Source organism: Ruegeria sp. (assembly GCF_965221235.1).
Taxonomy (GTDB): Bacteria; Pseudomonadota; Alphaproteobacteria; order Rhodobacterales; family Rhodobacteraceae; genus Ruegeria.
This window is the reverse complement of sequence record NZ_CBDCRS010000004.1, coordinates 1,212,040-1,224,632: the sequence shown is the minus strand read 5'-3', so window position 1 is coordinate 1,224,632 and position 12,593 is coordinate 1,212,040. Positions and strand designations below refer to the sequence as shown.

Sequence of the window (12,593 nt, the reverse complement as noted above, 5' to 3'; positions counted from 1 at the left end):
CCTCAGGTGATCGCTTCCAGCTTTTCTTTGCTCAGGTCGCCGGGAACGATGGTGATCGGAATCGGCAGGCTGCCCGAGTTCTTGGTCAGTTGCGTCACCAGTGGCCCGGGGCCTTTCTTTTCGACACCTGCACCCAGAACAAGCACCCCGATTTCGGGGTCGGACTGGACGTGTTCGATGATCTGTGGAACCGGATCCCCTTCGCGGATCGCCAGTTCCGGGTCCACACCCTGTTTGTCGCGCATCCATTTGGCGAAAACTTCGTAATGCGCGTGAATCCGTTCGCGCGTTTCCTCGCGCATCACTTCGGCGACGCCGATCCAGTGGTTGAACTCATCCGGTGGAATCACCGACAGGATCGTTACGCCGCCTCCTGTGTGTGCAGCACGCATGGCGGCAAAGCGCATTGCGTTCAGGCATTCGCGACTGTCATCCAGAACGACCAGGAATTTGCGCATGAAGTGTCCTCAGTTATTTCAGGCGATCATGCCCGACCAAATGCGCGCTGGCAACCAGAGCTTAACGGGTGCTGGCCGCCCAATCCCAATACAGTTCACGGGCGCGGCGGGCGATGGGTCCGACCTGATATTGCGTATCTTCCAACGCAGTGATCGGAGTGATCTTGCTCATGTTGCCGGTCATGAAGACCTCGTCGGCTTTGTGAAAATCTTCAAAGCTGAGAATGGCTTCGTGCACCGTCACACCGTCGGCGCGCAGGTTTTCGATGTGGCGCGCGCGGGTGATCCCGGCGAGGAACGTGCCGTTGGGGGTAGGTGTAAAAACCTCGCCATCGCGCACCATGAAGATATTGGCAGTCGCCGTCTCGGCCACATGACCAAGGGCGTCGGCAACCAGCGCGTTTGTGAAGCCCTTGGAGCGCACCTCATGCAGCATTCGCGCGTTGTTCGGATAGAGGCATCCGGCCTTGGCATTCACCACCGATGATTCCAGAACCGGACGGCGGAAGCGCGTATATCCCAAGGTGGCCGAGGCGGTCTCGGGCGCCATCGGAATTTCCTCCAGACAAATCGCAAAGCCAGTGCTGTTTTCCTGCGGGATGATGGCAGTCGTATCGCCGTCGATGCCCCAATACATCGGGCGGATATAAACGGCTGAGTCCGGGCCGTAGGCAGCCAGCCCCTCGTGGATGATCTCGACCATCTGCTCGGTGGTCACGAAGGGCGTCAGCATCAGCGCTTCGGCGGATCGGTTCACGCGGGCGCAATGGGCTGCAAGGTCGGGGGCCAGGCCATCGAAATACCGCGCGCCGTCAAAGACCGACGATCCCAACCATGATCCGTGGTCGGCGGCGCGCATGATCGGCGCATCCCCGTCGTGCCACTGCCCTTCGAAATATGTCCGGATATTCTTGCCGACTGCCATGATGCCCTCCCAAGCTTTGCGGCAAACCTAGGAAGGCGGCAGGGCAACGTCCAGAGCAATCAGCCCTGTTTTGCGCCAACCATGCCCACGATTTCGTAGGTCTGTTGCAGGATCGGGGCTGCAATGGCGCGCGCCTTTTCCGCACCTTTGGCCAGAATCCGGTCAATCTCGGCCTCTTCACCCATCAGGCGGGCCATCTCGGACGAGATCGGCGACAGTTTCTCGACCGCCAATTCGGCCAGCATCGGCTTGAACTCACCAAATTGCTTGCCACCAACTTCGGCCAGAACCTGCTCGGCGCTCTGGTCACTGAGGGCGGCGTAGATATTCACGAGGTTTCTCGCTTCGGGGCGGTTATCCAAACCGTCGAGTTCCGAGGGCAGCGCCTCGGGGTCTGTCTTGGCCTTGCGAATCTTCTTGGCAATCGTGTCGGCGTCATCGGTCATGTTGATGCGGCTCATGTCCGAAGGATCGGACTTGGACATCTTCTTGGACCCGTCGCGCAAGCTCATGACGCGGGTCGCGGCCCCTTCGATCACAGGTTCGGTGATCGGGAAGAAGTCGACGCCATAGTCATGGTTGAACTTGATCGCGATGTCGCGGGTCAGTTCCAGATGCTGCTTTTGGTCGTCGCCAACCGGCACATGGGTCGCGTGATAGATCAGGATGTCGGCGGCCATCAGAGAGGGATAGGCAAACAGGCCCAGCGAAGCATTCTGCTGGTTCTTGCCCGCCTTGTCCTTCCACTGGGTCATCCGCTGCATCCAGCCCATGCGGGCGACACAGTTGAATATCCACGCCAACTGAGCGTGCTCGGGCACCTGGCTTTGGTTGAACAGGATAGACTTTTCCGGGTCGATGCCAGCCGCGATATATCCGGCGCACAGTTCGCGTGTGTTGTGGGCCAGCGCAGCCGGGTCCTGCCAGACGGTGATCGCATGTAGGTCGACCATGCAATAGATGGTCTCGAATTCTGCGCTCTGCATATCCACAAAGCGTTTCATCGCCCCCAGATAATTGCCCAGGGTCAGCCCGCCGGACGGCTGGATGCCGGAAAACACGCGCGGTGTGAACTGGGTCTCGGTCATCGAAGGGAACTCCCGTCTGGAAAAATCAGCCCCCGTCGCTTACCCATGAGGCCAAGGGACGTCAACAGCCGCGAAAGGCCAGCCCAATGAGCAGTGAACATTATACACCCGCCGTGAACCCTCTGCCGCCGGTGGTGGTGGCTTTGGTGCTGTTCATCATGGGGGTGGAACTGGCCTTTACGCTTGGCGCGCGCGGATTGATCGGAGGCCCGTCTGCTGTGGGCTGGCGCCTGGATGCGTTGCAGAGTTATTCCTTCTCGCCCGATATCTTCTACTGGATGGTCGAGAACGGGCGCTGGCCGTTCGAGCACGTGATCCGGTTCGTAACCTATCCGTTTGTGTCGGGCACATTCACGCAAGCGGTATTCGTTTGTGTCTTTGTATTGGCAATGGGCAAGATGGTGGCCGAGGTCTTCGGCGGGTTGCAGATGTTGGTGATTTTTGTGCTGTCCGGTGTGGGCGGTGCTTTGGCTTATGCGCTGCTGTTGAACCCGAACTATCCGCTGGTCGGAGGGTTCCCTCCGGTCTACGGCCTGATTGGTGCGTTCACGTGGCTGCTGTGGCGTAAGCTTTCCCTGGTTGGGGAAAACCAGCATCGCGCCTTTGGGTTGATCGCAGCGCTGATGGGCATCCAACTGGTGTTTGGCTTGCTGTTTGGTGGCACCTCGGACTGGGTGGCTGATCTGGGCGGGTTTGCCACCGGGTTCGGCCTTTCCTTCTTTCTGGCGCCGGGCGGCTGGGCGCGGATCGTGCGCCACATCCGCCGCGATTGATCACGAGCGCCGCAGGGCCTTTTTGAACTCAGATACTTCGAAGGCACCCAACAAGTGGCCGAGGAAGAAATAAGTGGCTGCTGCAACCTTGATCAGGATGAGCAGCGCCAGATAGCGCCATCCGGCCAACTCGAACGTCCAGCCAAACAGGTGAATGGCGGCATAAAGCACGACGCCCATGCCAAGCGAGGCCGCGATGATGCGCCATGCGCGGCGTTTGAAGCGGTCGTCAAACCGGGCTTCGTCTCCCATGCCGCGTGCTCCGAGGATCAGCAGCCCGACCATGGCCCAACCGGCGGCCGAGGCTGCAATGGCAGGCGCGATCCAACCGACCACTGGGAAAAGCCCAAAGGCCAGCCCGGCATTCACAACCATCGCCACCACGGCATAGTGAAACGGGCGGCGCGTATCTTCGCGCGCGAAATAGAGCGGTTGCAGCAGTTTTTGCAGCATGAAAGCGGGCAGCCCGATGCCGTAAATCGCCACTGCCAGTGCCGTGGCTGCAGTGTCTTCTGCACTGAACTGGCCGCGTTCGAACAGGACAGAAACCAGCGGGTTCGGCAGGATCACAAACGCTACGGTCGAGGGGATGGTCAGCAACAGCGTGAACTCTCCGGCGCGGGAAAAGGCGTTGCGGGCACCGTCTTTATCTCCGGCACGCAGGCGGCGCGACAGATCGGGCAAAAGGACGATACCCACGGCAATGCCCACCACGCCCAGAGGAAGCTGGTACAATCGGTCCGCCGCGAACAACCAGCTGACCGCCTTTTCGGTTTTTGAGGCCACCAGCTGCCCCACCACCAGATTGACCTGCGTGACGCCCATGGCCAGAGCGGCGGGTACAGCGATGCGTACCATATGGCGCATTTCAGGGCTGAGTTTCGGCAGTCCGGGGCGAATACGAATGCCAGCGCGTTCGGTCGCAACCCAAACCAGCGCCAGTTGCGCGATACCGGCCAGCGGGATCACGGCGATAAGCCAGCGGATGACCTCTCCGCCCATGGTAGCCCCGGCGATCAGGGCGGTGCAGGCGAAAATGTTCAGCAATACCGGCGCAGCGGCAGCAGCAGCAAAACGGCCCGTGGCGTTCAGGACACCGGAAAACAGAGCCGCCAGTGACATGAACAGGATATAGGGAAAGACGACATAGCCATAGTCCACCGCCAGATCGAAACGCTCGTCGCCATAGAATCCCTCGGCAGTCAGCCACACCAGACCGGGCATGAAAACCATCGCCAGCCCGACCAAAGCCAGCACCGCCACGGCCAGTAAATTGAACGCATCCTGCGCAAAGCCTGCGGCGTCTTCTTCACCCTCCAAACGCTTGGAAAACATCGGCACAAAGGCGGCGTTGAACGCGCCCTCGGCAAAGAAACGGCGGAACATGTTGGGCAGGCGGAAGGCGGCGACAAAGGCGTCCATCACCGGCCCCGGGCCGATATAGGCAGTCAGCAGGATTTCCCGCAAAAAACCCAGTATCCGGCTGGTCAGGGTCCAGAAGCTGACCGTGAACAGGCCAGAGAACAGACGGATCTGCTTCATGAGGCCGCGCGCTCGGCGCCTTCGGTGATGGCTTTGCGCAGTTTGCCCTCAAGCGTGCGCTGCTTGCTTTCCGAGTGGTACTTCAGCCCGAACATGTCCTTGACATAAAAGGTATCGACGACCTGCTCGCCATAGGTCGCAATCACCGCGTTTGCGATATAGACATTTGCCGCAGCCAGCGTCCGCGTCAGGTCATAGAGCAGGCCCGGGCGATCACGGGTATCAACCTCGATGATCGTGTAAATTTCAGAACCTTCATTGTCGAAAGTGATATGCGTCGGAACGTTGAACGCGCGCTCGCGTTTTTTGATCTTGTCGCGTGATTTCAGCGCATCGCGAGCTACCACTTCGCCCTTTAACGTCTTGTGGATCATCTGGGTCAGGCGGGGCAGGCGGCTGGCTTCGAACGGATGACCTTCAGCATCCTGAATCCAAAACGCGTCGGTCACATAGCCATCCTTGGTCGTATAGCTGCGCGCGTCGACCACATTCGCCCCGACCAGAGCCAAGGCACCGGCGATCCGCGCAAAGATGCCGGGATGGTCGCCCATCGCGAAACAGGCGCGGGTGGCGTCGCGGTCTTCGTCCGGGTGTAGGCGGATTTCCATCTCGCCTGGGTCGCCGCTGTGTTCCAGCGCCCGCAGCATCTCGGCGAATTCCACATGGGTCGAGAGGTTCAGACCTTGCCAATACGGCGGATAATGCCGCCCGGTTTCGGTCTTGAGATCGGGTTTGGACCAACCTGCCAACGCCGTTCGCAGCGCTTTTTTGGCCTCGGCACCGCGGTTGACGCGATTGAGGTCCTCCATCCCGGTCTCAAGCGCACGCTTGGTTTCGGCATGCAGGGCGCGCAGCAGGGTGGCTTTCCAGTTGTTCCACGTGTTCGGCCCCACGCCGCGAATGTCGCAGACCGTCAGCACCGTCAGCAGATCCAACCGTTTGACCGTCTTCACGGCTTTGGCGAAATCGCGCACGGTGCGCGGGTCGGAAATATCGCGTTTCTGCGCCATGTCAGACATCAGCAGGTGATAGCGCACGAGCCATTCCACAGTTTCTGAATCGGCCTTGTTCAGCCCCAGTCGTGGCGCAACCTTGCGAGCAATCTGAGCGCCCAGGATCGAGTGATCCTCGGGCCGCCCCTTGGCGATGTCATGCAGCAACAGCGCCACATACAGAACCTTGCGGTTCACGCCGCCCTTCAGGATCGAAGACGCAAGCGGCAGAGATTCGATCAGCTCGCCCCGTTCAATTTGGGCGAGGTTCACGATGCACTGGATCGTGTGCTCGTCCACCGTATAGCTGTGGTACATATTGAACTGCATCATCGCGACGATGTGCTCGAACTCGGGCAGGAAGGCAGACAGCACGCCCAGTTCGTTCATCCGGCGTAGGGCGCGCTCGGGGTTGCCGTGTTTCAGCATCAGATCAAGAAAGATGCGCTGTGCCTCGCGGTTTTCGCGCATATCATCGTCGATCAGGTGCAGATTGGCCGTCACCAGTCGCATAGCATCCGGGTGGATCAGCATGCCGGTCCGCAGCCCTTCTTCAAAAAGGCGCAGCAGGTTCAGCTTGTCGGTCAGAAAGGTCTCGGGGTCGGCTACGTCCAACCTGCCATGCACCACCTTATAGCCAGCCTTGACCCGAGGGCGGCGGCGGAAGATGCGTTCGAGTATGGCTTCGCCCTTCATATGCGAGGCTTCCAGCTTGGTCAGGAAGATGCGGGTCAGCTCGCCCACATAGGTCGCCTCGCGGAAATAGCGCTGCATGAAGAATTCGACCGCCCGACGTCCGGCGCGATCCTCATAGCCCATCCGCTCGGCCACTTCGACCTGCAGGTCAAAGGTCAGCTGTTCGGTCGCGCGTCCGGTGACCAGATGCAGATGCGACCGCACGGCCCACAGGAAATCTTCGGCTTCGACAAAGGTCTTGAATTCTTCAGCGGTGAACAGGCCCAGCGGTACCAGCTCGGCGACATCCTGAACCCCGTAGATATACTTGGCGATCCAGTACAGAGATTGCAGGTCGCGCAACCCGCCTTTGCCCTCTTTGACATTGGGCTCGACCATGTAACGCTGGCCCTGCTTTTTGTGCCGTTCGTCGCGCTCGTGCAGTTTGGCCTCGATGAACTGACGTTCCGAGCCTTTGAACAGGTCGGATTTCAGGCGGCCGTCCAGCTCTTGTGCCAGCGCGATATCTCCGGCCAGCCATCGCTGTTCCAGCATGGCGGTGCGGATGGTGAAATCCTCAGCCCCCAGCCGCAGGCAATCCTTGATGGTGCGCGAGGAATGGCCGACCTTCAGGCGCAGATCCCACAGGATGTAGAGCATCGACTCGATGACACTCTCGGCCCAGGCGGTGATCTTATAAGGGGTCAGGAACAGCAGATCGACGTCGGAGGCGGGCGCCATCTCTCCGCGCCCGTAACCGCCCACGGCCATCACCGCGATTTTCTCGCCCTGTGTCGGTGTGGCCAGCGGATGCAGGTCTTCGCTGGCTACCTTCATGGCAGTGCAGACCAGCCCGTCGGTCAGGTAGGTGTACGAACGCGTCAGGGGCCTCGCATCAAAGGGGCGCTTGGCGAACGCATCAGCAATGGCCTGACGTCCGGCTTTCTGGGCGTCACGCAGAATGCGCACGGTTTCATTCCGCCGTGCTGCATTGTCGGATATGGTATCGAAAGCCTCCGACAGCTGCGCCAGAATGGCGGTGCTGTCGAAGATATCATTGGCCGGGCAGATCAGCTCACCCTTGGGGATGAGCGTCAATTCCGGTTGCTCAGAAACCAGCGCCTGAGAAGCTTTGTGGGGCGGGGTCAATCACTACTACCTGTTTATTCTGGATCGTGGCGACAGCCAGACCGCGTTCATTTGTGCCGTTCGGGCGCAGGCGGAAGATACCGCCGACGCCTTGGAAACCGGCGTTTTGGGTCAGTGCCGAGGCGGTCAGAGCGTCGGATTTGCCTTGGCTGGCCAGCGCGGCGATGGCTGCGATGCCATCATAGGCCAGCCCGCTGATCGGGTGCGGGGCCTCGCCGTAGGTGTTGTTGTATCGCTGACGGTACGCCTGCGCTTTGGACGGGTCGGGCAGGGCAAACCACCCCCCCTGCACACCCGGCAATTCCAGCGTCTGCGCCGGAATATCCCAGCGCGTCAGGCCGATATATTGCGTGGTTGCCGGGGATAGCCCTGCTTCGGGCAGAAGCTGCGAGTAAAGCGGCAGCGCACCTGCAGTCGTCGATGTCAGGAAAATAGAATCGGCCCCCGAAGAATCAACGGTCGCCTTGATCGTCGGAACCGAATTGATCACGCCCTGCTGCGACCGGTCATAGCCGATCGTTCCGGCATTGTTTACCCGGCTGCTGCTCAGCGCGGTTGCAATGGCGGATTGGCCCAGTTGCCCGGCGGCGTCGTTGCTGTGAACGATAACCATGCCGTTTTTGCCACGTGATCCTGCGTAGCTGACCAGACGGTTGGCCGTGTTGTCGAAAGTCGGGCCAAGCACGAACACGTTCCCGCCCGCAATATTGGTGTTGTTGGAAAAGGACAGAACGTTGACATTGTTGCTCAGCACAGCCAGCCCGGCCGAGTTTGCGGCCTGTGCATAGACCGGGCCAAGAATGATTTTGGCCCCATCTGCAACGGCCTGCTGCGCTACGGCTGCGGCAGTGTTTGAATTGCCTTGGGTGTCATAAACGCGCAGATCAATCTGCACATTTTGCAGGTCAGACATCGCGAGCCGGGCCGCATTTTCGAGACTGCGCGCCAGAGCCGCATCGCCGGAATTGGCTGATCCGGCTGGAACCAGAAGGGCAACGGGAACGGGTTTGGACGCGTCGATCGAGGGCCCTCCGCCGATCGAGGTGACATCACAGGCGGCCAGAAATGCAGCGGTGGCCAGAACGGCGGCGGTGCGCGCCAGTTTGCGAACGGGCTTGCAAACGGTAAACATCTAAAAGAAAACTCCCTGTCCCGGCGGCTTGGGGCACCGCCTATCTGTTAGGCCGCAATAATAAACGTCACGCTGTGAGGGTCCAGCTTTGAATTTCCAAAAGGTCAGATTGGGCGCAGGCCTGTATTTTGTTGCCACTCCGATCGGTACTGCGCGCGATATTACGCTCAGGGCGCTGGATGTTTTGGCATCAGCGGACATGATCGCCGCCGAGGATACGCGCAGCCTGCGTAGGTTGATGGAGATTCACGGCGTGCCGCTCGAAGGGCGCCGCATTCTGGCCTATCACGACCACAGCGGCGCGGGAGCACGCGGGAAAATTCTGGACGCGCTGGCCGAAGGGAAGTCGGTCGCCTATGCGTCCGAGGCCGGAATGCCCCTGATCGCCGATCCGGGCTATGATCTGGGGCGGCAGGCGGCCGAGGCGGGGCATATCGTGACCTGCGCCCCCGGCCCGTCAGCAGCGTTGATGGCATTGACGCTGGCCGGGTTGCCAACGGATGCGTTCTTTTTTGCCGGGTTTCTGCCCAATGCATCCGGCGCGCGCCGAACCCGGATCGAAGCGCTTCGCGACATCCCCGGCACGTTGGTATTCTACGAATCGCCCAAACGGGTGGCGGCGTGCCTTTCGGATTTGGCCGAGGTGCTGGGTGGCGACCGCTCGGCCGCGCTGTGCCGCGAGCTGACCAAGAAATTCGAAGAGGTCCGGCGCGGGACATTGGCCGAGCTAGCCGCGGATATTCAGGTTCAGACCGTCAAGGGTGAGATTGTCCTGCTGGTGGATCGCGGGCATTCGGAAACTGTTAACGATTCTGACATAGAAGAAGCTTTGAAACGGGCCTTGGAAACGCATTCGGTTCGAGACGCGGCAGATTTGGTGTCGGAAATGTACAAGCTGCCGCGCCGTCCGATTTACCAGATGGCTTTGAAGCTGGGAAAGGGATGACATGACCGCGCGATCTGTCCGAAGTTCGGTTTCCTATCACGCCGGACAGGCGGCAGAGCAGCAGGTTGCGTCGGAATATGAGCGGCTTGGCTTCTTAATCGAACATCGTCGCTGGCGCGGGGCGGGTGGTGAAATAGACTTGATCGCCCGTAACGCGGACGGCGTTGTTTTCATTGAGGTCAAGAAAAGCAGCAGTTTTGATTTGGCCGCCGCTCGGATCAATCGCCGCCAGATGGACCGGATTTGCGCCTCTGCCGCTCAGTTTCTGGAGCACGAACCGGCAGGGCAGCTGACAAACACCCGGTTTGACGCCGCATTGGTGGACGCCTCGGGGGCGGTTCAAATCATCGAAAACGCCTTTGGGCAGGTCTGACCCCCATTGAACCCTTCGGCCCGCTGGGCCATGTATCTGGCGTGAAACTGAGGGACACGCCATGAAAATCGCCTTTCAGATGGACCCGATCGGGGCCGTGGATATCAACGCAGACAGCTCATTCCGTCTGGCCGAAGAGGCGCAGGCGCGCGGGCATTCGCTGTTTTTCTACAGCCCCGACCAACTGGCCTATCAGGAGGGTCGGATCACCGCGCGCGGGCAGGACATGAAAGTGCAACGCGTGGCCGCAAACCCCGCCGAGCTGGGACCGGAGCGTGAAGTGGATCTGGCGGATTTCGATGTGATCTGGCTGCGTCAGGATCCTCCGTTCGATATGCATTACATCACTTCGACGCACTTGCTGGACCGTCTGAAAGGGCAGGCGCTGGTGGTCAATGATCCGTTCTGGGTGCGCAACTATCCCGAAAAACTGCTGGTTCTGGATTTCCCCGAGTTGACTCCGCCAACGACGATTGCGCGCGACCTGCAAACCATCAAGGCGTTTAAGGAAAAGCATGAAGATGTCATCCTGAAGCCGCTCTATGGCAATGGCGGTGCAGGCGTGTTCAGGCTGGACGCGAACGACCGCAACCTGACCTCATTACATGAACTGTTCACCGGGTTCTCACGCGAACCGCTGATTGTGCAGAAGTTCCTGCCCGATGTCAGCAACGGCGACAAACGCGTTATCCTTGTGGATGGCGAACCTGTTGGCGCGATCAACCGTGTTCCTGCCAAGGGTGAAACGCGCTCGAACATGCACGTGGGTGGCCGTCCTGAAAAGATCGGCCTGACCGAGCGCGATCTTGAGATTTGCGCGGCGATTGGGCCTCTGCTGAAGGAGAAGGGCCAGATCTTCGTCGGGATCGACGTGATTGGCGACTATCTGACCGAGATCAACGTGACCTCACCCACCGGCATTCAAGAGTTGGAGCGGTTTGATGGCGTCAACATCGCCGAGAAAATCTGGCAAGCGATTGAGGCCAAGCTTTAAGACGCCACCTTGGCGCTGATGCGAAAGCTCAGCGCCTCGGCCACATGCGGGCGCCGGACATCCGGCGCACCGTCCAAATCGGCAATCGTGCGCGCCACCCGTAGGATGCGGTGAAAGGCGCGGGCGGAGAGGCCGAACCGCTCAGCGGCTTTAAGCAGCAACTCTTTGCCCTCGGCGTCCGGCGCTGCGATTTCTTCCAGTATTTTGCCTTCGACATCCGCGTTCTGCCGCGTTCCGGGCGTGTCGACGAAACGTTCCGCCTGAATGGCGCGCGCCGCCTCGACCCGTGCGGCAACGGTGGCAGAGCTGTCGCCCGAAGGGGGCAGATCGAGATCGGTGAATCCCACAGGCGGCACCTCGATGCGCAGATCGAACCGATCCATAAGCGGGCCGGATATGCGCCCCAAGTAATCTTCACCACAAACCGGCGCGCGCGAGCAGGCACGGGCAGGATCTGTCAGATACCCGCATTTGCAGGGGTTGGCAGCTGCGGCCAGCATGAACCGGCAGGGGTACTTAACATGGGCGTTGGCACGGGCGACCATGACCTCTCCGGTCTCAATCGGCTGGCGCAGGGTTTCCAGAACGGTTCTCGGGAATTCCGGGAACTCATCCATGAACAGGACGCCATTATGGGCCAGCGAAATTTCGCCCGGTTTTGCACCCTTGCCGCCGCCTACGATGGCGGCCATAGAGGCTGTGTGGTGCGGTTCGCGGAAAGGACGGGTACGGCTGATCCCGCCTTCGTCCAGCAATCCGCACAGCGATTGGATCATCGAGGTTTCCAGCGCTTCGGTTGGGGTCAGCGGCGGCAGGATGCCCGGCAGACGCGCGGCGAGCATTGACTTGCCCGACCCCGGCGTGCCGATCATGATCAGGTGGTGACGCCCTGCTGCGGCAATCTCCAACGCGCGTTTGGCCCGTTCCTGCCCTTTGACGTCGCGCAGATCGCGGGTACTGGGGGCAAGCTGCACTTCACCAGGCTGGGCTGCGGGCAAGGGCGCTTGGCCCGAAAAATGTCGCACCACATCGCCCAGGGACCCAGCCCCGATTACCTGCGTGGCGTCAACCCAAGCCGCCTCGGCGCTGGAGGCGCGGGGGCAGAGCAGGGTGCGATCCTCGGCTGCGGCGGTCATAGCAGCGGGCAGAGCGCCAACGACCGGAACCAGCGAGCCGTCAAGAGATAGCTCGCCCAGTGAGACAGAGCCCTCGGCGGCATCCGGGGGGATGATTTCCAAAGCGGACAGCAGCGCAACGGCAATAGGCAGGTCGAAATGGCTGCCTTCTTTTGGCAGATCGGCGGGCGAAAGGTTGATGGTGATGCGCTTGGACGGCAGCGCAATTGCCATAGAACTCAGCGCGCTGCGGACGCGGTCGCGGGCCTCGGACACGGCTTTGTCGGGCAAGCCGACGATGGAAAAGGCCGGTAGGCCCGGCGAGACGGCGCATTGCACCTCGACCGGGCGGGCATCGACCCCTTGGAAAGCAACGGTGTGGGAACGGGCGACCATGAACGACCTTTTTGGTTAACAGGTCGTTGCTGCCA

The 12,593-nt window shown here is 60.5% G+C and carries 11 protein-coding genes; 4 read left to right on the top strand and 7 right to left on the bottom strand.

The annotated features are described in order from the left end of the window. Window positions 1-2: 2 nt before the first annotated feature. The 3 genes from ACOQOY_RS09170 to trpS form a co-directional block, all read right to left on the bottom strand. The gene (locus ACOQOY_RS09170) at window positions 3-458 is read right to left on the bottom strand and encodes a universal stress protein (RefSeq protein WP_420585136.1); all 456 of its coding nucleotides are present in this window, start codon (window positions 456-458) and stop codon (window positions 3-5) included. Window positions 459-519: 61 nt separating this feature from the next. Continuing rightward, complete coding sequence (locus tag ACOQOY_RS09165; protein WP_420585135.1) at window positions 520-1,383, bottom strand: branched-chain amino acid aminotransferase; 864 nt, start codon at window positions 1,381-1,383, stop codon at window positions 520-522. Window positions 1,384-1,442: 59 nt separating this feature from the next. Continuing rightward, a complete protein-coding gene (trpS, locus tag ACOQOY_RS09160; protein ID WP_420585134.1) occupies window positions 1,443-2,471 on the bottom strand; it encodes a tryptophan--tRNA ligase in 1,029 nt (342 codons plus the stop codon). A gap of 86 nt (window positions 2,472-2,557) precedes the next feature. On the opposite strand from trpS, the gene ACOQOY_RS09155 reads away from it, so the two are divergent. Continuing rightward, the gene (locus ACOQOY_RS09155) at window positions 2,558-3,244 is read left to right on the top strand and encodes a rhomboid family intramembrane serine protease (protein ID WP_420585133.1); all 687 of its coding nucleotides are present in this window, start codon (window positions 2,558-2,560) and stop codon (window positions 3,242-3,244) included. Here ACOQOY_RS09155 and murJ read toward each other — a convergent pair whose 3' ends face one another. Genes murJ through ACOQOY_RS09140 form a run of 3 tightly spaced genes read right to left on the bottom strand, consistent with a single transcriptional unit; the run spans window position 3,245 to window position 8,734 of the window. Beyond that, window positions 3,245-4,786, bottom strand: coding sequence for a murein biosynthesis integral membrane protein MurJ (murJ, locus tag ACOQOY_RS09150; RefSeq protein ID WP_420585132.1), 1,542 nt, complete (start codon window positions 4,784-4,786; stop codon window positions 3,245-3,247). Continuing rightward, complete coding sequence (locus ACOQOY_RS09145; RefSeq protein WP_420585131.1) at window positions 4,783-7,602, bottom strand: [protein-PII] uridylyltransferase; 2,820 nt, start codon at window positions 7,600-7,602, stop codon at window positions 4,783-4,785. Before ACOQOY_RS09145 ends, murJ begins: the two co-directional genes overlap by 4 nt. Beyond that, the gene (locus ACOQOY_RS09140) at window positions 7,562-8,734 is read right to left on the bottom strand and encodes a penicillin-binding protein activator (protein WP_420585130.1); all 1,173 of its coding nucleotides are present in this window, start codon (window positions 8,732-8,734) and stop codon (window positions 7,562-7,564) included. The genes ACOQOY_RS09145 and ACOQOY_RS09140 overlap by 41 nt, the downstream gene beginning before the upstream one ends. An 88-nt stretch (window positions 8,735-8,822) precedes the next feature. Between ACOQOY_RS09140 and rsmI the strand changes: the two genes are divergently transcribed. The 3 genes from rsmI to gshB all read left to right on the top strand — a co-directional run bounded on the left by rsmI (window position 8,823) and on the right by gshB (window position 11,047). After that, entirely contained in the window at window positions 8,823-9,680 is an 858-nt protein-coding gene (gene rsmI, locus ACOQOY_RS09135) for a 16S rRNA (cytidine(1402)-2'-O)-methyltransferase (protein WP_420585129.1), read from the top strand. A 1-nt stretch (window position 9,681) separates the two neighbouring features. Next, complete coding sequence (locus ACOQOY_RS09130; protein ID WP_420585128.1) at window positions 9,682-10,053, top strand: YraN family protein; 372 nt, start codon at window positions 9,682-9,684, stop codon at window positions 10,051-10,053. Between the two features lie 61 nt (window positions 10,054-10,114). After that, on the top strand, window positions 10,115-11,047 hold the full coding sequence (gene gshB / locus ACOQOY_RS09125; protein ID WP_420585127.1) for a glutathione synthase: 933 nt from the start codon (window positions 10,115-10,117) through the stop codon (window positions 11,045-11,047). Here the strand turns inward: gshB and ACOQOY_RS09120 are convergent. Further along, window positions 11,044-12,558, bottom strand: coding sequence for a YifB family Mg chelatase-like AAA ATPase (locus tag ACOQOY_RS09120; protein WP_420585126.1), 1,515 nt, complete (start codon window positions 12,556-12,558; stop codon window positions 11,044-11,046). The two genes, gshB and ACOQOY_RS09120, sit on opposite strands and share 4 nt — an antisense overlap. Between the last annotated feature and the right edge of the window lie 35 nt (window positions 12,559-12,593).